The organism is Pseudomonas sp. CBS, from assembly GCF_024734645.1.
Lineage (GTDB): Bacteria > Pseudomonadota > Gammaproteobacteria > Pseudomonadales > Pseudomonadaceae > Aquipseudomonas.
Genome location: NZ_CP102929.1, coordinates 4978119 through 5003034, shown reverse-complemented (window position 1 = coordinate 5003034; position 24916 = coordinate 4978119). Strand labels below are relative to the sequence as shown.

The following is a 24916-nucleotide window of genomic DNA, read 5'->3' as shown; positions in this document are numbered from 1 at the left end:
CCTATGATCGGCTCATCACCCTTCCGGAGTCCGAGCCATGCACCTCAATAGCCTGTTCCGCAGCCTGCTTGCCGCCTATGCCTGTGGCGCCAGCGGCACCTGCGAAACGCCTCGACGCGAGGTTTAATCCTTTGAGAGACGCACGCCAGCCTTTACTCTTTAGCCACAACTGAGTGGAGTCAGGTATGTCTTTGAAGTCTGTCTGTGTGTTTTGCGGTGCCAGCAGCGGCACCAACCCGGCCTACCGTGAAGCAGCCGTGGCCCTCGGGCGCGCGCTGGCCGAGCGCAAGCTGACCCTGGTGTACGGCGGCGGCGCCGTGGGCCTGATGGGCATCGTCGCCGATGCCGCCCTGGAAGCCGGCGGTGAAGTGATCGGGATCATTCCCGAAAGCCTGAAAGTCCTGGAAATCGGCCACAAAGGCCTGACCCGCCTCGAAGTGGTCGACGGCATGCACGCCCGCAAGGCCCGCATGGCCGAGCTGAGCGACGCCTTTATTGCACTGCCGGGCGGCCTGGGCACCCTGGAAGAACTGTTCGAGGTCTGGACCTGGGGCCAGCTCGGTTACCACGGAAAACCGCTGGGTTTGCTCGAAGTGAATGGTTTTTACCGCAAGTTGACCGATTTTCTTGATCATATCGTCGGCGAAGGTTTCGTCCGTGCACCGCATCGTGCCATGCTGCAAATGAGCGAATCGCCGGCTGAGCTGCTTGACGTACTGGATGCCTGGCAACCGCTGGTCCTGCCCAAATGGGTAGACCAAAAACCCGATTAACCCTTGGGACGCGATTAAAGGCAGAATACGCGCCGCTCAACCTCACCTTCGACCCCAGAGGATCGCCCATGGCAAAACCTAATTACTCCTTCGCCAAACGTCAGAGAGACTTGGCCAAAGAGCAGAAGAAAGAGGAAAAGCTGCAGCGCAAGAAAATTGCAGCCGACGAAGAAGCCGGTGCACTGAACCCGGATGCTGAAGGTACAGTGGCTACAGACGACACCGAAGCACCGAAAGACGCTGAATAGGTGATCGTTCCCACGCTCTGCGTGGGAATGCATCCTGGGGCGCTCCGCGTCCCGATTTGAGATAGGTGCAGGGTGACGCAGAGCGTCACAACAGGCATTCCCACGCGGAGCGCGGGAACGATCTTGTGCATTACTCCAGCGGCATCACCGTCACCCGCACTTCCGGGTCATGGCTCCCTCCCCCCAGAATCACCCCCCGCAACGGCGAAACATCGGAAAAATCCCGGCCCCAGGCCAGGGTGATGTGTTCCAGTGCCGGCTGCACATTGTTGGTCGGGTCAAAATCCACCCAGCCCGACACCGGGCAAAACACCGATACCCACGCGTGGGACGCATCCGCGCCGATCAACCGTGGCTGGCCGGGCGGTGGCTGGGTCAGCAGGTAACCACTGATATACCGCGCCGCCAGGCCCCGGGAGCGCAGGCATGCGAGCATCAGGTGGGCGAAGTCCTGGCACACGCCGCGCCGGCGCTCCAGCACTTCCACCAGCGGCGTGGCAACCTGGGTGGCTTCGGCATCGAAGGTGAACTCGCTGAAAATCTTTTCCATCAGCGCCTGCACACCCAGCAGCAAAGGGCGACCTGCCGGGAAACAGTCTTCGGAGAACTCGACGAAGCTTTTCTTCAGATGCACGTAGGGCGATTCGAACCGATAGCGGCAGGCCTCGATCACTTCGGCCGACAGCGGTTGGCTGCTGTAGGTCAGGCCGTTGCGGGTCTGGTCCCAGGCCGGCGACAGGCTGAAATCCAGCACGGGCCGGGCCAGCACTTCCACCGTCAGCCCGGCGTTGACCAACAGCTCATCATGGGGCCGCTCGAATGCCAGCCGGGTGATCGGGTTACCAAACACGTCCAGCTCATCCCGGCGCGAGGTCGGCTCGGGACTGATCTCCAGTTGCTGCGAGCTGCAGCGCTGCCAGGCGCAAGGCCGCGGCCACAGGTGCGCCAGCTGCTGGGCCAGGGACACCGGGCTGTCGTAGTGGTAATGGGTATCGTGGAAAATCTGGTAGCGGGCACTCATCACACAGACACCGTTTGCTGGCTGACATCGTCCACATGGGCAAAATGGCGCAGGGCCAGGCGGTCGGAGACTTGCCCGCTTTCATCGGCCACCGCTTGCAGCAGGTCGGCCAGGCCGTCCAGCGCAGCGCGCACACTGGACTCGCCGAACAGCGGATTCTCCAGGCAGCCCAGGTCAAAGCGCGCCAGGCGCTCCACCAACGGCGCCAACCCGGTTTCCCGGGGCACGCTGAAATCGTCATTCAAGCGACGCAAGGTGCGGCTCACCAGTTTCAGCTGGAACAGCACCGCGTGGGGGTTTTGCTCATCCAGCAGCAACAGGTCCAGCACCGGAATCAATTGCGGCACCGCAAGGTAGCGCGAACGATAGGTGATGCTGCTGTTGCCCAATTCCAGCAACCATTCCAGCCCGGCCTGATCGAACACTGCCACGCCGCGCAGGAAGGCGGCCAGGCTGCTGCTGAGAAACTGCAGGCGCTCGATGCGTCGGCCCATCATCAAGAAACGCCATCCTTCGTCGCGGGTCATGTCATCAAGGGCAAAGCCCGACAGCGCCGCGAGGGACATCACCAGACGGTTGAGGAAATCCAGCAGTTCGCCGAAGTCCGGCTCTTCGCTCTCCAGCTCCAGGGCTTCGCGCTGCAACTCCACCAGCGCCTGCCAGTTTTCCCGGGACAACTTGCCGCGCACCTGGGACGCCGCCCACTGCAAGCGCTGCAAGTTGGCCCGCAGGCTCGACGGCCAGTCGTCACCGAGCAACGCCGCCTGAAGCCGCTCAGGCAACTCACCCTCCTCCGGCAACAGTCGCAGGTTCTCACCCAGCTCAACGGCCGCCTGCAGCGCCAGCGGGTCGTCTCCGTCGACATAGCGGGCGAGGACGATCCGCAGCCAGCGCGCGCTGTCATCACAGCGCTCGCAATAGCGGCCAAACCAGAACAGGTTTTCCACCACCCGCGACGGCAGGTACGGATCGCGCCGCACCAGGTCGTGGGCGCCGATGGCTCGTTGGGCGCGCCATTGCTCGGTGCCGAGGGCGCGTTCGCCGAGCACCCAGGTGTCCTTGCTCGCACCGCCGCGCTGCATCGACACCACTTCGGCATCGGCTTCCGCTGCCACGCGGGTCAAACCACCGGGCAATACCCGGTAACCGTCGGCGCTGGCCACGGCGTACACACGCATGCCGATGGCGCGGTGTTGAAGGTGATCGTCGACGGTGTGCCAGACCGGCGCCTGTGACAGCTGCGCGAGTTCCTGGGCGACGTAGGCGTAAGGCCGCGCGCGCATGCGTTCGGCCAGGGCCTCGCGCTGTTCGTCGTTCAAGTCGCGACCAAACACCGGGGTGAAACTTTGCGACGGGAACGCCGGCTTGATCAGCAGCTCCGGCAGTTTTTCCAGGGCTTCGGCCAGCACCGGCGCCTCACCGCACCACCAGGTGGCGATGGACGGCAGGATCAGTTCTTCGCCAAACAGGAATTGATTGATCTTCGGCAAAAAGCCCAGCAGGCCGGGGGATTCCAGGACACCACTGCCCAGGGCGTTGGCCACCAGCACATTGCCTTGGCGCACAGCGTCCAACAGGCCGGGCACGCCGAGGGCCGAGTCGGTGCGCAGCTCCAACGGGTCGCAGAAGTCGTCGTCCAGGCGGCGCATGATCGCGTGCACCCGGCGCAGGCCGCTGAGGGTCTTGAGGTACACCGTGGCGTCGCGCACGGTCAGGTCGCCGCCTTCCACCAGCGGGTAGCCAAGCTGGCGGGCGAGGTACAAATGCTCGAAATAACTTTCGTTGAAACGGCCCGGGGTCAGCAGCACGATCAGCGGTGGCTGGTCGTCGCTCGGCGCCTGGCGGGCCAGGGTTTCCTGCAAGGTGCGGAAAAACCCGGTGAGGTGCTGCACCTGCAAGTCGCGGTACAGGTCCGGGAAGGCGCGGGACACGATGGTGCGGTTTTCCAGGGCGTAGCCGGCGCCGGATGGGGCCTGGGTACGGTCGGCGGTGACCCACCAGCGGCCATCCGGCGTGCGCGCCAGGTCCACGGCGTACAGGTGCAGAAACGCGCCGTCGGGCGGTTGGATGCCCTGGCACGGCCACAGGAAATTGTTGTGGCCGAATACCAGTTCTGCCGGCAGCAACCCTTCGGCGATCAAGCGTTGCGGGCCGTAGAGGTCGGCCAATACCGCATTCAGCAGGCGTGCGCGCTGGGCGATGCCGGCGGCAAGTTGCTTCCATTCATCGGCCGCCAGCACGTGGGGCAACAGGTCCAGTTCCCAGGGGCGATCGGCGCCCTTGGGGTCAGCGTAGACGTTGTAGGTCACGCCGTTTTCCTGGATCTGCCGGGTCAGCAAGGCCTGGCGCTGGGCCAGTTGCGCCGGGGTGCTGCGTTGCAGGTGATCGAGCAGGCGCTGCCAATGGGCGCGAACCGCGCCGCTGTCGTCCAGCAGTTCGTGATAAGTGCCCGCAGTCAGCGGGTAACGGTCGAGCAAATCGGGCATGGAACGCTCGGCAGGGGCAAGGGAAGTCAGATTAACTCACAAACCACGCGATCCAATTGTGGGAGCGGGCTTGTGTGGGAGCGGGCTTGCTCGCGAAAGCGGCGTGTCAGTCACTTAATGTGTTTCTGATACACCGTATTCGCGAGCAAGCCCGCTCCCACATTTTGAATCGCGTTTAGTCATTCTTATTGGGGAAACGCCGTAAATCCAGGGTCATCGGCAATTCATCATTGATCACCACACTCGGCACCGGCAATTTCCCGGGGCTGTGCCCCAGACGGAAAAACCGCGCCATTCGCCGGCTTTCAGCTTCATTGGCATTCACCGGCAGGCTGTCGTAATTGCGTCCGCCCGGATGGGCGACATGGTACTGGCAACCCCCCAGCGAGCGCTGCATCCACGTGTCCAAAAGATCAAACACCAGCGGCGCATGCACCGGGATGGTCGGCTGCAAACAGTTGGCCGGCTGCCAGGCGCGATAGCGCACGCCAGCCACAAACTCGCCGACACGCCCGGTGGGTTGCAGCGGCACCGGGATGCCGTTGCAGGTCAGCAAGTAACGCTGGGGCGGCAGGCCGCTCAACTTGACCTGCAAGCGCTCCAGGGACGAGTCCACATAACGCACCGTGCCGCCCACCGCGCCCTCCTCGCCCAGCACATGCCAGGGCTCCAGGGCCTGGCGCAGTTCCAGTTCGATACCGCTGACGGCATAGTCGCCGACCTTGGGAAAACGGAACTCCAGGTGCGCGGCAAACCATTCAGCCCGCAGCGGATAACCGGCCGCGTTCAGCTCAACGATCACGTCGGCAAAATCCTGCTCGATAAAGTGCGGCAGCAGGAAACGGTCGTGCAATTCCGTACCCCAGCGCGCCAGCTTCGGCGGCGCATAGGGTTCACGCCAGAAGCGCGCGACCAGCGCCCGCAACAGCAGTTGCTGGGTCAGGCTCATGCGCGCGTGGGGTGGCATTTCAAAGGCACGCAATTCCAGCAGGCCCAGGCGGCCGGTGGCACCGTCCGGCGAGTAGAGCTTGTCGATGCAGAACTCGGCGCGGTGGGTGTTGCCAGTGACGTCGATCAGCAGGTTGCGCAGCAGGCGGTCCACCAACCAGGGCGGGCATTCTTCACCCACTTCGGGCATCTGCGCGAAGGCGATTTCCAACTCGTACAACGCATCGTTACGCGCTTCGTCGACCCGTGGCGCCTGGGAAGTCGGGCCGATGAACAAGCCGGAAAACAGGTAGGACAACGACGGGTGGTTATGCCAATAGCTGATCAAACTGCGCAGCAGATCGGGACGCCGCAGGAACGGCGAATCCTTCGGCGTGGCACCACCGAGCACAAAATGGTTACCGCCGCCGGTGCCGGTGTGGCGGCCGTCGATCATGAATTTTTCTGTGGTGAGGCGGGTTTGCCGGGCTTCCTCGTAGAGAAACTCAGTGCGCTCCACCAACTCGTCCCAGGTGGCGGACGGCTGCACGTTGACCTCGATCACGCCCGGGTCCGGTGTCACCCGGAAGTTGCTCAGGCGCGGGTCGCTCGGCGGCTCATAACCTTCCAGCAGCACCGGGCAATGCAGTTCTTCGGCAGTGGCTTCGATGGCCGCCACCAACTCCAGATAATCCTCGACTCGCTCCAGCGGCGGCATGAACAGGTACAGCCGGCCTTCCCGCGCTTCGGCACACAGGGCGGTGCGGGTCAGCCAGTCGGCGGATTCGTCGATTTTCGGAATGCGGTCTTTGCTCTCGGCCGCCTCCCCGTGGCTTTGCAACTGTGAGGGGGTCGGCAGGTCGGCCAGGTCCTGGTTGGGATCGGTGGGATGCACGAACGGATAGTCCGCCGCCGTCACCCACGGCTGCGAGGCCAGTGGCAGGCGATAACCCAGGGGCGAATCACCCGGCACCAGGCGGCAATGGTTGTCCCGCAGGTACCAGCGGCCGCTCTGCCAGCGGTCATTGGCCGCCGTACGCGCCAGCGGCAATACCTGGCCGATGACTTTATCCAGGCCCTGGCTGAAGACTTTGCGCAGGCGTTCGCGCTCAAGCTTGTCCTCCAGCCGTGGATCTTCGGCGCTGACGTTCTGCGGCAAGGCGCCTTCGCGCCACAGGTAATAGAAATTGTCTTCGTAGGCCGGGAATACAAACTGCGCAGGCAGTTTCAGGCGTTCGGCGACGCTGGCCAGAAAACGCCCGGCCATCACGCCGTCGGCGCCATAGCTTTGCTGCTCATCGGCGATCAGCGCGCTGTTCTGCCAGATCGGCACGCCGTCGCGACGCCAGTAGCAGTTGAGGGACCAGCGCGGCAGTTGCTCGCCGGGGTACCACTTGCCCTGGCCAAAGTGCACCAGGCCCTTGGGCGCGTAGTGCTTGCGCATGCGCTGGAACAGCTCGGCAGACAGGCGTCGTTTGTCCGGGCCCAAAGCGGCGGTGTTCCATTCCGCACCGTCGGGGTCGTCGATGGAGACGAAGGTGGGTTCGCCGCCCATGGTCAGGCGCACGTCGTCCTTGAGCAGGTCACCGTCGATCTGCCGGCCCAGGGCCTGGATCGCCAGCCACTGCTCTTCGGTGTAGGGCTTGGTAACCCGTGGGGCCTCCCAAATGCGCTCCACGGACATCTCGTGGGTAAATTCGCACTCGCAGGGTTCCACCAGGCCACTGATGGGCGCTGCTGAGGATGGATCAGGACTACAAGCCAACGGGATATGCCCTTCACCGGCGAACAAGCCGGAGGTGGCATCTAGACCGATCCAGCCGGCGCCGGGCAAATACACCTCGCACCAGGCATGCAGGTCGGTGAAATCCACTTCGGTGCCGGACGGGCCGTCCAGGGCTTTGACGTCGGCGGTCAGCTGGATCAGATAACCGGACACAAACCGCGCCGCCAACCCGAGATTGCGCAGCAGTTGCACCAGCAACCACGCTGAATCCCGGCAGGAACCGGAGGCGTTTTCGAGGGTGAATTCCGGGGTCTGTACGCCCGGTTCCATGCGGATCAGGTAGCCGATGTCGGCGGCCAGGCGCTGGTTGAGGCCCACCAGGAAATCCACCGCCGGCAACGGCGTGCGGTCGATACCCGCCAGATACGCGGCAAATCGCGGGGTCAGCGGCAATGTTTCCAGGTACGGCGCCAGCTCGCGCTGCTCATCGGCGGCGTAGCTGAACGGGATTTTTTCGGCGTAGGGTTCCAGGAAAAAGTCGAACGGGTTGAACACCGCCATCTCGGCGACCAGGTCGACCTCGATGCGCAACTCGTCAGTTTTTTCCGGGAACACCAGACGCGCCAGGTAATTGCCCTGGGGGTCTTGCTGCCAATTGATGAAGTGCTGCTCCGGCAACACCTTCAACGCGTAGGAAAGAATCCGCGTGCGGCTATGGGCCGCCGGACGCAGGCGAACAATCTGTGGGCCGAGTTCGACCGCGCGGTCGTAGCGGTAATGCGTAACGTGGTGCAACGCGACATGAATCGACACGGCGGCCTCCTGCGAGCCAGGGCATGAAAACAAAGCGCGCAAGACTTATGCCAGAGCAGCAGTCATTGCGCTTTATCGTGGGACCCGGTGCAGTACAGCACCAAAACGGCGCGATGGCTGCCGTCGTGGTGCGAGGGTTGCACATATTTGTGGCGGGAGTGTGAGGGTGGGTGGTGAATCTACCCAGTCACCGTGCTTTGCGCCTGGCGATCACGGCTTCGCGCAGGTGGCGCACTTCGCGCAGTTTCTGGCGCATTTCGCGGTGGCGCTTGCTGTTGAGCAGCAATAACCCCAACAACGGGAAGAGGACAGCCGAGCCATAGACCAGCACGTGAGAGGTGTATTGAATCATCGGCAATACGAACAGCAGGCAACATCCCAGGTAACCCGCCATCAAGCCGGTGGCCCACGAACGTCCGCGCGCGATCATTACGTTGCCAAACACTATCACCGTGACCAACACCAGAATGGCAATCCCGGAGTAGCTGGATTTGAGCCCCGGATCAACGCCACGTAAATAAGTCACGCCCGCCAGGGATACAGCAGACGCCCCGGAAAAGATCGCCATGAAGATCGTGCCCATGAACACCGGGAAATAGCGTGCGAGAAAACTGCCCATGTCGGGAAAGCCGTTCATTCCGTCAGGTCCTCGTACAAGCCAATTGCAAGGGTGCTGGCGGCGCCAACATTACCGGTACGGTAGCTGCCGGTGAGGCCTAATATGCCACCCAGCGCATCTTTCATTTGGGTCAGGGTTGCGTGGCGAATTTCGGTGGAGCTGAAACTCTTCGTCAGCTTGCCCGTACGCTGCTGCAACTTGAGCAACTTGGGCGTCAGGCTGGGGTCCCTCAGGCTTAGCAGTTCCTTGGTCAACTTCTTGCGTTCCTGGCGGCTCAAGCCCTTGAGCAGTTCGTACCAACTCTTGCCCAACGCGGCGGCCTTGTTGGCCTTGAGCAATCTCACCGTCGTCAGAGCGCCGGTGCCGATACCCACCAAAGAAGCGGCATCAAGGATGGGGGAAACAGCGCCGTACCATTCGGCGTCATCCATACGGTCATTGGCATCGGGGTCAAGGATTTCGTTGTAGGTACGCGCTACGCCAAACCCACATTGCGCGCTACTGGCCAGCGCCGCCGTAACACCAATGCCGACCACAAAGGCACTGGCACCCGCCGTAAACGGTACGGCAACACTGCCGCTGAAGACAACGATCCAGCCGATCACTGCAGCGGAGCATGACAACCCCATATCGAACGTCTCGCTCATGAGGCGCCCTTCCCGAGGGTTGGTCTTCACCTGCTCCACAAACTGTGCGGGGGCTATGTATTTTTGCGCCTCACGCAAAATGATGCGCTTGGGCCTGATGCTGCAAATCGGTTTGAATTCGCGCAGGGTGACGACATTGAAGTCAGCATCGATATACACCACACCCGCCCCCACAATGCCGGGGTCGGCGTCGATGGCGGCAAACAGGCGTGGCAGGTTGATCTGGCTTTCGATGCGCTGGCGCGCCATGAACTGGGAGCGGTTGGAGTCCATGCCGATGCCAAGCAGGGGGCTGCTCATGGGGGTGTTCTTCCTTGAAATGGGTGGTGTCTGAACTGGCGCTTTCGCGAGCAAGCCCGCTCCCACATTCGACCGCATTCTCATGCTGAAACCCGGTCACATGTGGGAGCTGGCTTGCCTGCGATGGCGCTCGAATGGGCGCCACCTTAACAAACAGGCTACCCACCCGCTAGAAAGCAAAACGCCAGCACGAGGCTGGCGTTTTGCGTTTCAGGCTGCGATCAACGCGGCACGACCGGCTTGCGGGCTGGCTTCTTGCCTTTGCCCTTGGCGGCGTCGGTGCGTTCCTTGGCGGCCTGCTTGTTGCGCGCCATGGCCGCGGCCTTGGCTTGCTCACGCTTGTCCCACGGGTTGCTGCCGTCACTGCCACGGGGCGGCAAGCCGGTGTGCTGGGTGAGGATCCTGGTGGTGGTTTCCTTCGCAACCTTGTGGCTGCCAGCCGGCGTCGAGTTCTTGCGACGGGCGCTCTGGTAGCTGTCGGTGGACGGCTGATGCAACGGGATCAGTTGCTCCTTGCCCGGCCCGATCAGGTCGGCACGGCCCATGCGGGTCAAGGCCTCACGCAGCATCGGCCAGCCTTTCGGGTCGTGATAGCGCAGGAAGGCCTTGTGCAGACGGCGCTGTTCTTCGCTCTTGACGATGGTCACCGCGTCGCTCTTATAGGTGACCTTGCGCAGCGGGTTCTTGCCCGAGTGGTACATCGCCGTGGCGGTGGCCATTGGCGACGGGTAGAACGCCTGCACCTGGTCGGCGCGGAAGCCATTGCCCTTGAGCCACAGGGCCAGGTTCATCATGTCTTCATCGGTGGTGCCCGGGTGGGCGGCGATGAAGTAAGGAATCAGGTACTGCTCCTTGCCCGCTTCCTTGGTGTACTTCTCGAACATGCGCTTGAACTTGTCATAGCTGCCGATGCCCGGTTTCATCATCTGGTTGAGCGGACCTTCCTCGGTGTGTTCCGGGGCGATCTTCAGGTAGCCACCAACGTGGTGGGTCACCAGCTCTTTCACGTATTCCGGCGACTCGACCGCGAGGTCGTAGCGCAGGCCGGAAGCGATCAGGATCTTCTTCACACCCGGCAACGCACGGGCGCTGCGGTACAGCTGGATCAACGACGAGTGGTCGGTGTTCAGGTTCGGGCAGATGCCCGGGAACACGCAGGACGGCTTGCGGCACGCGGATTCGATTTCCGGGCTCTTGCAGGCGATGCGGTACATGTTCGCGGTCGGGCCGCCGAGGTCGGAGATGACGCCCGTGAAGCCTGGCACCTTGTCGCGGATCTCTTCGATTTCGCGAATGATCGACTCTTCGGAACGGTTCTGGATGATCCGGCCTTCGTGCTCGGTGATCGAGCAGAAGGTGCAGCCGCCGAAGCAGCCACGCATGATGTTTACCGAGAAGCGGATCATGTCGTAGGCCGGGATCTTTTCCTTGCCGTACGCCGGGTGTGGAACACGGGCGTAAGGCATTCCGAACACGTAGTCCATTTCTTCGGTGGTCATGGGAATGGGCGGCGGGTTGAACCACACGTCCACTTCGCCGTGCTTCTGTACCAGGGCGCGGGCGTTGCCCGGGTTGGTTTCCAGGTGGAGCACGCGGTTGGCGTGGGCATACAGCACCGAGTCGCCACGGACTTTTTCCACGGACGGCAGACGAATGACCGTCTTGTCACGGGTCATGCGCGGGCTGGCCAGGATCTGTACGACCTTGGCCTCTTCCGGGTCTTCAACCGGGCCCTTTTCCTGCTCGATGGCGCAGGCCTGGGTGTCCTGGGTATTCACGTACGGGTTGATGATCTTGTCGATCTTGCCCGGACGGTCGATACGGGTGGAGTCCACCTCGTACCAGCCCTCAGGCGTGTCACGGCGAATGAACGCAGTGCCGCGCACGTCGGTGATGTCTTCGATCTTGTGGCCCCACGACAGGCGCTGGGCGACTTCGACAATGGCCCGCTCGGCGTTGCCGTACAGCAGGATATCGGCGCAGGCGTCGATCAGGATCGAGTTACGTACACGGTCCTGCCAGTAGTCGTAGTGGGCGATGCGGCGCAGGGACGCTTCGATGCCGCCGAGCACGATCGGCACGTGCTTGTAGGCTTCCTTGCAGCGCTGGCTGTAGACCAGGCTCGCGCGGTCCGGACGTTTGCCGGCCATGCCACCGGGGGTGTAGGCGTCATCGGAACGGATTTTCTTGTCGGCGGTGTAGCGGTTGATCATCGAGTCCATGTTGCCGGCCGCGACGCCGAAGAACAGGTTCGGCTCGCCGAGCTTCATGAAGTCGTCTTTGGACTGCCAGTTGGGCTGGGCAATGATCCCGACGCGGAAGCCCTGGGACTCCAGCAGCCGGCCGATGATTGCCATGCCGAACGACGGATGGTCCACGTACGCATCACCGGTGACGATGATGATGTCGCATGAATCCCAGCCAAGCTGATCCATCTCCTCCCTGCTCATCGGCAGGAATGGCGCAGGACCGAAACATTCGGCCCAGTACTTGGGATAGTCAAATAACGGCTTGGCTGTTTGCATGACGGTGACCGGTGTTGAGATGAAAAATCGCGGGCGCGGAATATAGCACAAATTTTGACCAATTCCGACCTTTGCAGTCGGAATTGGCGGGACCGCTTTTTACTCGTCTTCGAAGTTGTAGCTGCCCGGCGCCAGGTTTTCGAAGCGGGTGTATTTGCCGATAAAGGCCAGGCGCGTGGTACCGATTGGCCCGTTACGCTGCTTACCAATAATGATTTCAGCGATGCCTTTATGCTCGGTCTCCGGGTGATACACCTCGTCCCGGTATACGAACATGATCACGTCAGCATCCTGCTCGATCGCGCCGGATTCCCGCAAGTCGGAGTTGATCGGGCGTTTGTTCGGGCGTTGCTCCAGGGACCGGTTGAGCTGCGACAGGGCAACCACCGGGCAGTTGAATTCCTTGGCCAGGGCTTTCAACGAGCGGGAAATCTCGGAAATTTCGTTGGTCCGGCTATCACCGCTGGAGCCCGGGATCTGCATCAGCTGCAGGTAGTCGATCATGATCAGGGCGATGTCGCCATGCTCACGCACCAGGCGTCGGGTACGCGCGCGCATTTCCGACGGACTGATGCCCGCGGTGTCATCGATAAACAGCTTGCGGTCGTTGAGCAGATTGACCGCCGAGGTCAGGCGCGGCCAGTCGTCGTCTTCCAGGCGGCCGGCACGCACCTTGGTCTGGTCGATGCGGCCCAGGGACGACAACATACGCATGATCAGCGATTCACCTGGCATCTCCAGGGAGTACACCAGTACGGCCTTGTCGCTGCGCAACACGGCGTTTTCCACCAGGTTCATGGCGAAGGTGGTTTTACCCATGGACGGACGGCCGGCGACGATGATCAAGTCGGCAGGCTGCAGGCCGCTGGTCATGCCGTCGAGGTCGGTGTAGCCGGTGGACAGGCCGGTGATGGCGTTGTCGGTGTTGAACAGGGTATCGATACGGTCGATAGCCTTGGTCAGCAGGTCGTTGACGCTGACCGGGCCGCCGGTTTTCGGACGGGCTTCGGCGATCTGGAAGATCTGCCGCTCGGCTTCGTCGAGGATTTCTTCGGCGGTACGGCCTTCCGGGTTGAAGGCACTGTCGGCGATCTCGGTGGCGATACCGATCAGCTGGCGCAACGTGGCCCGCGCACGGACGATCTGCGCATAGGCCTTGATGTTGGCGACCGATGGCGTGTTTTTCGCCAGCTCGCCCAGGTAACCCAGGCCGCCCACTTGGGACGTCTGGCCTTCCTTGTCCAACTGCTCGGCCAGGGTCACCACGTCGATCGGTGAGTTCTGGTCGGCCAGCTTGGCAATGGCGCGGAAGATCAGGCGGTGGTCATGACGGTAGAAATCGCCGTCCGAGACTTGATCCAGCACGCGCTCCCAGGCGTTGTTGTCCAGCATCAAGCCACCGAGCACGGCCTGTTCGGCCTCGATGGAATGCGGCGGCACCTTCAGGGCAGCAGTTTGCAGATCATATTGCTCAGGAGCGGAGATATCGTTCATGGCCACTTGGAATAGTTGGAGAATCAGGAGCTACAGAAAAACAAAAGGCACGACCTGTAAACAGGATCGTGCCCGATGTTAACCGCCCGGCACGCGAGGTGCCAGTCAGTTAGGTGCTGCTTAAGCTGCTACCACAACAACGCGTACGGTTGCTTCGACTTCAGCGTGCAGGTGCACGGCTACATCGAATTCGCCAACGTTGCGGATGGTGCCGTTCGGCAGACGAACTTCGCTCTTCTGCACTTCAACGCCGGAGGCGGTCAGTGCATCAGCGATGTCGTGGGTGCCGATCGAACCGAACAGCTTGCCTTCGTCACCGGCGGTGGCAGTGATAGTCACTTCCAGCTCAGCCAGTTGGGCAGCGCGAGTTTCGGCCGAAGCTTTTTTGTCTGCTGCTGCTTTTTCCAGCTCAGCACGACGCTCTTCAAACGCAGCCAGGTTGGCAGCGGTTGCAGCGGTGGCTTTGCCGTATGGCAGCAGGTAGTTACGACCGTAGCCGGCCTTAACGTTCACTTTGTCGCCCAGGTTGCCCAGGTTGGCGACTTTTTCCAGAAGGATCAGTTGCATGTGAAAATCCTCTAACTTTTAACCTTCACCGTTCGCGTTATCGGCGTCTTTCGGCGCCAGACGACCGCGAAAATCAATCAGGCCGTCGACAATGGCCAAGACCACGAGTAACGGATAGATCAGCTGCATGAACAGCAACAGCGTCACGTACAACCCCACCAGCCAGAATCTGCCCAGTCGCTTTTGCGCCACCAGCCCATGAATCAGGGATAGCCCGGCGAATACCAGCGGTACGCTGCACAACGGCACCAACAGCGCCAGGCCAAACGTCGGCCCGACCACCATGAACGCCAGCAGCAACATCGCCGGTCCAGCGGGGATTCTGATACTGCGAAACTCGCGACCAAAACCACCCGGGTTATACAACAACGCCTGCCAGTAACGCCCAAGAATCAGGCTCAGCACGCTGACGATCTGCAACAGTGCCGCTATCAGGCCGGTCAGCATCGGTGCAACCACTGACGCAAAGCGCGCTCGCTCCTCTACCGATAACTGCTGGTAGAGATCCCCGAGGGCCAGCGGCAGGATCTTTATGATCTCCTGCGCCAGCGCCTCGATTTGCGGGCGGAAAGCCGCGCCAAGCGCCAGTGAATACACCAACCCCAATGCCACGCTGACCAGCAGCGTACGGACCCAGGACTCACTTGCGCGTAAAACCAACGCAAGGGCCGATGAACCGAGCAGTACCAGAAGTACCCGTGGATCATCGAATTTCAACCACCAGACCAAGGCCGGCAGCATTCCCAGGGCAAGAACGCCAAGGGCGTCCCTCAAACCGCGCCGCAGGAGCACGAGGCAACCTGCAGCAGCACCCAACCAATACAACAGCGGCAACGCTGCACATCCAGCCACTACCAGAGTGGCCTGCACACGACCGCGCATGATGAACTCAGCTAAGGCGCGCATGCATTCAATCCCTTACTACTTGTCGACTGCCCGGTCTCAGCGGCCGTGGCTGTCGGTGTAGGCCAGCAGGGCCAGGAAGCGGGCGCGCTTGATAGCGGTGGCCAGCTGACGCTGATAACGAGCTTTGGTACCGGTGATGCGGCTTGGAACAATTTTGCCGGTCTCGGATACGTAGGCTTTCAGAGTGTTGAGATCTTTGTAATCGATCTCCTTCACGTCTTCAGCGGTGAAGCGGCAGAATTTACGACGACGGAAGAAACGTGCCATTTGATAGGCTCCTTAAAAGGTCCGTGGATTACTCGTCAGCGTTATCGCTGTTGTCGCTGTCATCACTATCAGCGCTTTCAGCGCCTTCGTGCTCAGGACGGTCGCGACGCTCACGGCGCTCACTGCGGTTTTCTTCAGCCTTGAGCATCTCGGATTGGCCGGTAACGGCTTCTTCGCGACGGATGACCAGGTTACGGATCACTGCATCGTTGTAGCGGAAGTTGTCTTCCAGCTCGGCCAGGGCCTTGCCAGTGCATTCAACGTTCAGCATCACGTAGTGAGCCTTGTGAACATTGTTGATTGCGTAGGCCAGTTGACGACGGCCCCAATCTTCCAGACGGTGGATTTTGCCGCCGTCTTCTTCGATCAGCTTGGTGTAACGCTCTACCATGCCGCCGACTTGCTCGCTTTGATCCGGGTGGACCAAAAAGATGATTTCGTAATGACGCATGAATGCTCCTTACGGGTTGTAGCCTGCCGCTCAAAAACGGTCAGACAAGGAGTGAATGACACTTATGGATCTTGCCGAAGGGAGGCACATGCGTGCCTGCCATGAAGGCAAGGGGCGCAATTGTAGAGAAGGGGGAGAAAGGGCGCAAGGTGATTGGTGATTATTTGAACAGCCCCCATACACCACAAAAACAAATGTGGGAGGGGGCTTGCTCCCGAAAGCGGTGTGCCAATCGCCAAATGCACTGGCTGACACACCGTATTCGGGAGCAAGCCCCCTCCCACATTTTGACCTGCGCCAGACTTGGTTATTTCTTGGCTTTAGCCTTGGCGCCACGCTGGCGCTGGGCTTCGAACAGGCAGACGCCCGTTGCGACTGAAACGTTGAGGCTGCTGACGCTACCGGCCATCGGCAGGTGCACCAGGTAATCGCAATGCTCGCGGGTCAGGCGACGCATGCCTTTGCCTTCAGCACCCATGATCAGGATGGTCGGGCCGGTGAGGTCCTGGTCATAAATGCTGACCTCAGCCTCCCCCGCCGTACCCACAACCCACAGGCCGCGCTGCTGGAGTTTCTCCAGGGTACGCGCCAGGTTGGTCACGGCCACCAGCGGAATCACTTCCGCCGCACCGCAGGCGACTTTACGCACGACAGGCGTCAAGGTTGCCGACTTGTCTTTGGGCACAATCACCGCCAACGCACCGGCAGCATCCGCCGAACGCAGGCAGGCGCCGAGGTTGTGCGGATCGGTCACGCCGTCGAGCACCAGCAACAGCGGCGCGCCTTCGGTGCGATCGAGCAACTCGTCGAGCATCGCTTCGCCCCAGACTTGGCTCGGGCTTACGTCCGCTACCACGCCTTGGTGAACGCCTTCGACCCAGACGTCCATCTCACGACGCTCGGCCTGGCCGATGGCAACTTTGTTCTGATTGGCCAGTTCGACCAGCGCTTGAACGCGCGGCTCACTGCGGCCTTCTGCCAACCACACCTGCTTGACGCGTTTCGGGTGGTGACGCAGCAATGCTTCTACGGCGTGTACGCCGTAGATTTTTTCCAGACTCATGACTTGGCCTTAGGTTTGCGCGACCCGCTGCTTTTCGCAGGGGCCGAACCCGCTTTTGGCGGGCCTTTACGGTGTTTACTCGGCTTGCTCGACGGTTTTTCCGCCTCGCGGGACTTTCCCCCAGACGCCGCTTTACCACCGCTTTTGGCTTCGTTGAGCAACTGCTGCTTCAATTCGCGACTCTTGCGCAGCTCGGCGTTTTTCGCCGCAGCATCGCTTGGGCGGTAGGCTTCGGGGGCCTTGTCCTTGGCAGACGAACGACGAGCGGGCTTGGCTGGCGCAGGCTCGGCGACCGCTGCTTTCGCAGGAGTACCTTTGCCTTTGCTGGCCGGCGCAGTCGTTTCGCCGCCACGTTTTTTACGGCCAGTCGGCTCGGCTGGCTTGTCGGGCATGCCGAAGTCGATCTTGCGCTCGTCGAGGTCGACGCGCATGACCTGCACTTCCACGGTATCGCCCAGACGGAAGCTGCGACCGGTGCGCTCGCCCGCCAGGCGGTGATGCACAGGGTCGAAGTGGTAGTAGTCACCCGGCAAAGCGGTGACGTGTACCAGACCCTCGACGTAGATGTCGGTCAATTCGACGAACAGGCCAAAACCGGTCACGGCGGTGATCACACCCGGGAACGACTCGCCCACGCGGTCTTTCATGAACTCGCACTTGAGCCAGTTCACTACGTCGCGGGTCGCTTCGTCGGCACGGCGCTCGCTCATGGAGCACTGCTCGCCCAGCTGTTCCAGGGCCGCTTCGTCGTACGGATAGATCCGTGCCTTCGGAATGGTCATGGCACCGGCGCGCTTGACGTGCGGGGTGTTCTGCTTGGAATGGATCACGCTGCGGATCGCCCGGTGTGTGAGCAAGTCCGGGTAACGGCGAATCGGCGAGGTGAAGTGGGTGTACGCCTCGTAATTCAGGCCGAAGTGGCCTTGGTTATCAGCGCTGTACACCGCCTGGCTCAGGGAGCGCAGCATGACGGTCTGGATCACGTGGTAATCCGGACGGTCCTTGATGCTCGCAAGCAGAGCCTGGTAGTCCTTCGGCGTCGGGCCGTCCTTGCCTTTGTGCAGGGACAGGCCGAGCTCACCGAGGAACGCGCGCAGCTTCTCCAGACGCTCCGGCGGCGGGCCGTCGTGCACCCGGTACAAGGCAGGAATCTCGTGCTTTTTCAGGAATTCTGCAGTAGCCACGTTGGCCGCCAGCATGCATTCCTCGATCAGCTTGTGAGCATCATTACGAGTGGTCGGGGTGATCGCGGCGATCTTACGCTCGGAACCGAAGACAATTCGGGTTTCCTGAGTTTCAAAGTCGATCGCGCCACGCACGTGACGAGCGCCCAGCAGCACTTTGTAAAGCGCATAGAGCTGCTTGAGGTGCGGCACCACATGGCCGTACTCACCGCGCAAGGCTTTGGCTTCGCTGGTTTTCGGCTGTTCCAGGATGGTGCTGACCTTGTTGTAGGTCAGGCGCGCCTGGGAGTGGATCACCGCTTCATAGAACTGGTAGTCGGTCATTTCGCCGGTTTTCGAGATGGTCATCTCGCACACCATGGCCAAACGGTCGACTTTCGGGTTCAGGGAGCACAGGCCGTTGGACAACTGCTCAGGCAGCATCGGGATAACGCGCTCGGGGAAATACACCGAGTTGCCGCGCACCTGGGCTTCGTTGTCCAGGGCCGAACCAATCTTCACGTAGCTGGACACGTCGGCAATCGCGACGAACAACTTCCAGCCGCCGGAGAACAGACGCAGCTTGCCAGGCTTGGCTTCGCAGTAGACCGCATCGTCGAAGTCGCGGGCATCTTCGCCGTCAATGGTGACGAACGGCAGATGACGCAGGTCGATGCGCTTCTCTTTGTCTTTTTCTTCAACTTCCGGCTTGAGCTTGGCGGCTTCTTTGAGCACAGCCTCAGGCCAGACGTGAGGGATATCGTAGGTGCGCAGCGCAACATCGATTTCCATGCCCGGCGCCATGTAGTTGCCGACCACTTCAACGATATCGCCCTGTGGCTGGAAGCGCGCAGTTGGCCAGTGGGTGATTTTCACCTCGACGAACTGGCCGACCTTGGCAGCGCCATTGCGGCCCGGGGTGATCAGCACTTCCTGCTGAACCTTCGGGTTATCCGGAACGACAAAGCCGATGCCGCCTTCTTCGAAGTAGCGACCAACGATGGACTCGTGGGCACGGGACACCACTTCAACGATCACGCCTTCGCGGCGACCGCGACGGTCGAGGCCGGAAACGCGCGCCAGGGCACGGTCGCCATCGAACACCAGGCGCATTTGCGCCGGGCTCATGAACAGGTCATCGCTGCCGTCGTCCGGGATCAGGAAACCGAAACCGTCACGGTGGCCGGCAATGCGACCGAGGATCAGGTCGAGCTTGTCCACCGGCGCATAGGTGCCTCGGCGGGTGTAGATCAACTGGGCATCGCGCTCCATGGCGCGCAGGCGGCGGCGCAGGGCTTCGAGTTGGTCTTCGGTGGTCAGACCGAATTCTTCAACCAGCTGCTCGCGGCTAGCAGGCGAACCCCGATCGGCGAGATGCGCCAGGATCAGTTCGCGGCTAGGAATAGGGTTTTCATATTTTTCCGCTTCACGAGCGGCCTCGGGATCGAGGGACTGCCAATCGGCCATTAGAGAGTTTTCACCTTGTCTATATGCGGGTTAGTTTGGCATACGCGTATTGAAACGGGAAATTTCAGGTGTCGACAAGCCCGTAAAAGCACTTTGTAGCCCTCGGAATACACCTTGCGCGACCGCCTGCGAAATTTTCCAGACTTTTTTGATAACTGGGCTTTACAGCGCAAAAAGTGGTCCGTATAGTGCGCGCCATCGACGACGGCAACGTTGACGATGCTGCCCAGATGGTGAAATTGGTAGACACGCCAGCTTCAGGTGCTGGTGACCGCAAGGTCGTGGAAGTTCGAGTCTTCTTCTGGGCACCAATTCCAAACTTGAGGTGTTAACCTTAAGTCTCACAAAAACCCGCGAAAGCGGGTTTTTGCGTTTCAGGCCTTTGATTTTTAACCATAAAGTTGATTTATAAAATCAAATCAGGGGTTTACAGATCAAAAAGCCCTCCGTATAGTTCGCTCCATCAACAGCGGCAACGTTGCTGATGCTGCCCAGATGGTGAAATTGGTAGACACGCCAGCTTCAGGTGCTGGTGACCGCAAGGTCGTGGAAGTTCGAGTCTTCTTCTGGGCACCAATTCAAAACTTGAGGTTTTAACCTTGAGTCTCACAAAAACCCGCGAAAGCGGGTTTTTGCGTTTCCGGGGTTTGAAAACTTCCAGACCGATTTGCCCCATGACCGCACCTGAGAAACTTTATCGTTTATCCTAGCAACGATTTGTTGCACTCAAGTGAGGAACACCCCGGATGATGATCCGCGATACCCGTCTCAAGACATCCCTTCTGCGTGGCCTGACCATCACTCTGCTCGGCCTGACCCTGCTCTCGCCCGCTGCCTATTCTGCCGACAAGGTTGCACTGACCTTGTACAACGGCCAACACAAGGAGGTCGGCGATGAACTTGCCAAGGCCTTCGAAGCCAAGACCGGCATCCACGTCAATGTGCGCAAGGGCAGCAGCAACCAGCTGGCCAGCCAGGTCGTCGAAGAAGGCGACCGCTCCCCTGCCGACGTGATCTACACCGAAGAATCACCGCCGCTGAATAAACTCGGCGAGCAAGGCCTGCTGGCGACCATCGACGCCAGCACCCTCGACGTTCTGCCCAAGGAATACGTGGCCGCCAACGGTGCCTGGATGGGCGTGACCGCACGCACCCGCGTCGTGGCGTTCAACCCGAAACTGATCGCCGAGAAAGACCTGCCCAAGTCAGTACTGGATTTCGCCGGACCTGAATGGCAAGGCAAGGTCGGTTTCGTACCCACCAGCGGCGCATTCCAGGAACAGGCCGTGGCGATCATCAAGCTGCACGGTCGCGAAGCCGCTGAAGAATGGCTGACCGGCCTGCGCGCCTTCGGCAAGGTCTACAGCAACAACATGGTTGCGCTCAAGGCCGTGGAAAATGGCGAAGTCGCCACCGTCCTGGTGAACAACTACTACTGGTTCGCCCTGAAGAAAGAAAAAACCAACCTGGATTCGCAGCTTCACTACTTCACCGACGGTGATGCCGGCGGCCTGATCACCGTGTCTGCCGCAGCGGCGCTGAAATCCAGCAAGCATCCAAAGGAAGCCCAGCAATTGTTGGCCTTTATGGCCAGCGAAGAAGGCCAGCGGGTGATCACCAACACCTCCGCCGAATACCCGTTGCGCAAGGGCATGGAATCCAACCGCGGCCTCAAGCCTTTCAGCGAGCTGCAACCACCAAAGGTCACCCCTGCCGACCTGGGCAACGCCGAAGAAGCCCTGGAACTGGAACGTGACGTTGGCTTGAACTGATGAACCCATCGCTCCCCGCCCCCGCCTTGCGCGGGGGTTTTACGCCGAGACGCAAACGTCCTTCAATCTGGTTGCTGCTGCCGGTCCTGCTGCTGGTAGGCCTGAGTCTGTTGCCGCTGGCGTATGTCGGCCTCAAGGCCTGGCAAGCAGGTTGGGCCGAGGCGGTGCATTTGCTGTGGCGGCCTTATGTGTTCGGGTTGCTGCGCAACACCCTGGCACTGATGGTCGGCGTGACCGTGGCCTGCGGCGTGATCGGCTTGTCCCTGGCCTGGCTGCTGGAACGCAGCAACTTGCCGGGGCGGCGAATCTGGGGAGTGATCTTGTGCCTGCCGTTTGCGGTGCCCGCATTTGTCAGCAGCTTCACCTGGGTTTCGTTGAGCGCCAATTTCGAGGGGCTGGGCGGGGCGATCCTGGTGATGACCCTGTCCAAATACCCGCTGGTGTTTCTGCCGGTGGCGGCGACCCTGCGCAATCTTGATCCATCCCTGGAAGAATCGGCCCGCACCCTGGGACTGAATCGCTGGGGCGTGTTCTTTCGCATCACTTTGCCGTTGTTGTGGCCATCGCTACTGGCCGGGGCGCTGTTGATTGCCCTGCATATGCTGGTTGAATTCGGCGCGCTGTCGATCATCGGCCTGCAGACGTTTACCACCGCGATCTATCAACAATTCGAGCTGGAATTCAGTAACGCCAATGCGGCAATGCTCTCGGCAGTGCTACTGGTGATGTGCCTGACGCTGCTCTGGCTGGAGCTGCGGGTGCGCGGCAAAGGCCGACATGTGCGCACCGGCCAGGGCGCGGCGCGGCATGCCGAGCAGGTCCGGCTCGGTAAATGGGCACCGCTGGGGCAGCTGTATTGCCTGCTTCTGGCAATCATTGGCAGCGGCATTCCACTGGGCATGCTCGGTTACTGGCTGGCAGTGGGCAGTTCGGCGGCATTTCCGGTTGCAGAGATCAGCGAGGCGCTGCTTTCTTCCTTGGCGTTGTCCTTGGGCGGCGCTGCGCTTTGCCTGTTGTTTGCAGTGCCGGTAGGCTTGCTGGTGGTGCGCTACAAGGGTCAGCTCGCGCTGTGGGCCGAACGCCTGCCGTACCTGCTGCACGCCCTGCCCGGCCTGGTGATTGCGTTGACGCTGGTGTATTTCGCCCTGCATTACGTACCGGCGCTGTATCAGACGTCGGCGTTGTTGCTGATCGCTTATGCGTTGCTGTTTTTGCCGCTGGCCCAGGCGCCGATCCGCACGGCACTGAACAAGGCGGCACCCCAGCTGGAAGAGGCCGCGAGAACGCTGGGGGCGTCGTCGTTCAGTGCGTTTTGCCGGGTGACACTGCCGATTATTTTCCCGGCATTGGGCGCGGCGTTTGCGCTGGTGTTTCTGGATGCGATGAAGGAATTGACGGCGACGCTGCTGCTTAGTCCTACTGGATTGAACACACTCGCTACTGCCGTGTGGGCGCATACCTCGAATGTGGAATTCGCGGCTGCCGCGCCGTATGCGGCGTTGTTGATTCTGGTGTCGGGATTACCGGTGTATCTGCTTACGACGCGGATGTATCTGAGCCGCTGAAATAGCTTTCGCGAGCAAGCCCGCTCCCACATTTGCTCGTATTCCAGAAGTGGAACTCGGTCGAATGTGGGAGCGGGCTTGCTCGCGAAAGGGCCGCACCAGGCGACATCAAGCCCGGAACTGCCCCAGGCTCGCCTTCAACTGCGCTGCCAACCCATCCAGCACCTTGCCACTGGCGGTGGTCTCCACCACTGCCTGAGCCGCGCGCTCGGCCTGTGCATGAATGATCTCCACCCGCCCACGCACCGCATGCGCGCCTTGCGCCTGATGCTCAGCTGCACGCGTCGCCAGGCCAATCGCTGCATGCACCTGCTCTACCGAGGCTTGCACGGACTGCTGCAGCCGCACGCTATCGCGCAACACCAGCAAACCTTCGCTGGCCTGACGCCCGGCCTTGCCGATGGTCTCTACCGCCTCACGGGCGCCTTGCTGCAAGGCCACGATGTGGGCCTGGATATCACCGGTAGAACTCTGGGTTTTGCTGGCCAGGGCACGAACCTCGTCCGCCACCACTGCAAAGCCGCGCCCGGTCTCGCCGGCTCTCGCCGCTTCAATCGCCGCGTTGAGTGCCAGCAAGTTGGTTTGCTCGGCAATCCCGTGGATCACCGTCAACACCACCTCAATCTGCTCGCTCTGCTGCGCCAGACGCTCGATCACCTTGGACCCCGCCTGCACCTGCCCCGCCAACGCCTCGATCAGGCTGCCGACTTCGGCTGAAGTACGTGAGTTCTCATCAGTGGCCTGGCGAATATCCACCACCTGCTGCAAGGCCGCCTGCATCGCATGGCTTTCTGCCTGGGCCTCGTCGGCCATTTGCGACAGCGCCCGCAGGCTTTCGGCAACCTCATCACGCTGCAGGCCGGCGGCGGCATCGGCACCCGCATTGCGCAGGGTCATCGCGCCGATTTCCACGCCCGTACGCTGGGCCACATCACCCGCTTCGCGCACGATGGGCTGCAACTTATCCACAAAGCGATTGACCGCCGAGGCCATGTCGCCGATTTCGTCCCGGCTGTTGATCTGCACGCGCTTGGTCAGATCGCCCTCGCCTGCCGCCAGGTCGTCCATCGCTGCAATCAGCAGCTTCAGGCGATTGACCACCCGACGCCCAAGCACCACGGCAATCAGCAACAGCACGCCAAAGCCTACAACCGCCAGGCCCATGCCGATGCGCCAGCGCAAGGTACCTGCCGCCTCTTGCACGGCATTGGTGGTATTGGCGGTCATCTGGGTGGCCGTTGCTTGTGCCGACTGCAAGCGCGCGCCCATGGCGGCAGCACTGTCAGCGGCGGCACCTTTGAGGCTGTCGCCCACCAGTTGATCACTGCTGGCGATCAACGCGGCGAAGCGCTTATCCAGCGCCGCCAGATCAACGTCTACCGAAGCGGTCGAAACCCCCATGATGACCTTGCCGATTTCCACGCCATTGGGACTGATAGACGCCTCGAGGTAGTAGACCGCCGGATCGTTTTTCGCCGCATCCAAGACCTTATCCAGGGCTCGCTCGCCCTGCCCTTTCTCGAGCAACGCTGCGTTAATCGGGTTATCCCGGTTCAGGTAGCGCGTCAGGTGCTGGCCCGTGGCATCGTCGTAGACCACGAACAACACATTGGGATTGCGCTGGGCACGCCGAGCAAATTCCGACAGCGTCGGCACGTCACTGTCCCACATTGCGCGGGGCGCCACCGAGGCGAGCAGTTGCGCCATATCGTTGGCGGAGTCCTTCAGGTCTTTTTCCAGGGTCGCACGCAGTTGCTTCTGCTCGTCCTGCAGGCGCGTGGAAAGCCCCGCGGTCAGACGCTGGCGAGTGCTGGAAGACAGGCTGTCCAGACTGGAGGTGACTTCCTTGCCGGCCTGGGCCAGTTCACCGGAAAGCTTTTGGCTGTCGACACCCAGCCGATTGTCTAAATCGGCTTCCAGGGCGGTGACCGTGCTCCGGGTCAGAGCGACAGCCACCAGTACTTGCACCAAAAGAGCGATACCTAGGGTAACGAACACCGGCCGCAACAGCCGGCTTTGTAACAATGAGAGAACGGCAGACACTGGGAATCCCTCCACCACGGGTGCCACTAATTTGATAGCACCGCGAAAGAAAGAACCATAGCAAGGGCCGTGC

Annotated in this window: 18 protein-coding genes and 2 tRNA genes; 6 read left to right on the top strand and 14 right to left on the bottom strand. The window is 61.2% G+C overall.

The window, feature by feature from the left end; translation table 11 throughout:
* The first annotated feature begins 185 nt into the window (after positions 1-185).
* Entirely contained in the window at positions 186-773 is a 588-nt protein-coding gene (locus NVB75_RS22845; RefSeq protein ID WP_063033377.1) for a TIGR00730 family Rossman fold protein, read from the top strand.
* Positions 774-841: 68 nt separating this feature from the next.
* Positions 842-1021 (top strand): hypothetical protein, encoded by a 180-nt coding sequence (locus tag NVB75_RS22840; RefSeq protein WP_017478355.1) that lies wholly within the window; start codon positions 842-844, stop codon positions 1019-1021.
* Positions 1022-1151: 130 nt separating this feature from the next.
* Here the strand turns inward: NVB75_RS22840 and NVB75_RS22835 are convergent, their stop codons facing one another.
* The 13 genes from NVB75_RS22835 to rnr form a co-directional block, all read right to left on the bottom strand.
* Positions 1152-2042, bottom strand: a complete 891-nt coding sequence (locus tag NVB75_RS22835; protein WP_017478354.1) for a transglutaminase family protein — start codon at positions 2040-2042, stop codon at positions 1152-1154.
* Positions 2042-4528 (bottom strand): circularly permuted type 2 ATP-grasp protein, encoded by a 2487-nt coding sequence (locus NVB75_RS22830; protein WP_258343431.1) that lies wholly within the window; start codon positions 4526-4528, stop codon positions 2042-2044. The genes NVB75_RS22835 and NVB75_RS22830 overlap by 1 nt, the downstream gene beginning before the upstream one ends.
* A 175-nt stretch (positions 4529-4703) precedes the next feature.
* Complete coding sequence (locus tag NVB75_RS22825) at positions 4704-7994, bottom strand: DUF2126 domain-containing protein (protein ID WP_258343430.1); 3291 nt, start codon at positions 7992-7994, stop codon at positions 4704-4706.
* A 187-nt stretch (positions 7995-8181) separates the two neighbouring features.
* On the bottom strand, positions 8182-8631 hold the full coding sequence (locus NVB75_RS22820; RefSeq protein WP_258343429.1) for a hypothetical protein: 450 nt from the start codon (positions 8629-8631) through the stop codon (positions 8182-8184).
* A complete protein-coding gene (locus tag NVB75_RS22815) occupies positions 8628-9560 on the bottom strand; it encodes an NAD synthetase (RefSeq protein ID WP_003217480.1) in 933 nt (310 codons plus the stop codon). Before NVB75_RS22815 ends, NVB75_RS22820 begins: the two co-directional genes overlap by 4 nt.
* Before the next feature lie 221 nt (positions 9561-9781).
* A complete protein-coding gene (locus tag NVB75_RS22810) occupies positions 9782-12085 on the bottom strand; it encodes a YgiQ family radical SAM protein (protein ID WP_008439091.1) in 2304 nt (767 codons plus the stop codon).
* Positions 12086-12184: 99 nt separating this feature from the next.
* Complete coding sequence (gene dnaB / locus NVB75_RS22805) at positions 12185-13579, bottom strand: replicative DNA helicase (protein WP_003217484.1); 1395 nt, start codon at positions 13577-13579, stop codon at positions 12185-12187.
* Positions 13580-13699: 120 nt separating this feature from the next.
* Positions 13700-14146, bottom strand: coding sequence for a 50S ribosomal protein L9 (rplI, locus tag NVB75_RS22800; protein ID WP_003171376.1), 447 nt, complete (start codon positions 14144-14146; stop codon positions 13700-13702).
* An 18-nt stretch (positions 14147-14164) separates the two neighbouring features.
* Entirely contained in the window at positions 14165-15052 is an 888-nt protein-coding gene (locus tag NVB75_RS22795; RefSeq protein ID WP_258343428.1) for a hypothetical protein, read from the bottom strand.
* A 36-nt stretch (positions 15053-15088) separates the two neighbouring features.
* A complete protein-coding gene (rpsR, locus tag NVB75_RS22790) occupies positions 15089-15319 on the bottom strand; it encodes a 30S ribosomal protein S18 (RefSeq protein ID WP_002551829.1) in 231 nt (76 codons plus the stop codon).
* Positions 15320-15347: 28 nt separating this feature from the next.
* A complete protein-coding gene (gene rpsF, locus NVB75_RS22785) occupies positions 15348-15770 on the bottom strand; it encodes a 30S ribosomal protein S6 (RefSeq protein WP_003217491.1) in 423 nt (140 codons plus the stop codon).
* A gap of 307 nt (positions 15771-16077) precedes the next feature.
* A complete protein-coding gene (gene rlmB, locus NVB75_RS22780; RefSeq protein WP_003217493.1) occupies positions 16078-16833 on the bottom strand; it encodes a 23S rRNA (guanosine(2251)-2'-O)-methyltransferase RlmB in 756 nt (251 codons plus the stop codon).
* Complete coding sequence (gene rnr / locus NVB75_RS22775) at positions 16830-19463, bottom strand: ribonuclease R (protein WP_218264399.1); 2634 nt, start codon at positions 19461-19463, stop codon at positions 16830-16832. Before rnr ends, rlmB begins: the two co-directional genes overlap by 4 nt.
* A 224-nt stretch (positions 19464-19687) precedes the next feature.
* Between rnr and NVB75_RS22770 the strand changes: the two genes are divergently transcribed.
* From NVB75_RS22770 to NVB75_RS22755, 4 genes are all read left to right on the top strand, one after another.
* Positions 19688-19774 (top strand) — tRNA-Leu (locus NVB75_RS22770).
* A gap of 178 nt (positions 19775-19952) precedes the next feature.
* Positions 19953-20039 (top strand) — tRNA-Leu (locus tag NVB75_RS22765).
* A gap of 170 nt (positions 20040-20209) precedes the next feature.
* A complete protein-coding gene (locus NVB75_RS22760) occupies positions 20210-21235 on the top strand; it encodes an extracellular solute-binding protein (RefSeq protein ID WP_063033383.1) in 1026 nt (341 codons plus the stop codon).
* Complete coding sequence (locus NVB75_RS22755; protein ID WP_167664826.1) at positions 21235-22800, top strand: iron ABC transporter permease; 1566 nt, start codon at positions 21235-21237, stop codon at positions 22798-22800. Before NVB75_RS22760 ends, NVB75_RS22755 begins: the two co-directional genes overlap by 1 nt.
* Before the next feature lie 108 nt (positions 22801-22908).
* Here the strand turns inward: NVB75_RS22755 and NVB75_RS22750 are convergent, their stop codons facing one another.
* Positions 22909-24843, bottom strand: coding sequence for a methyl-accepting chemotaxis protein (locus tag NVB75_RS22750; RefSeq protein ID WP_026078087.1), 1935 nt, complete (start codon positions 24841-24843; stop codon positions 22909-22911).
* Positions 24844-24916: the final 73 nt, after the last annotated feature.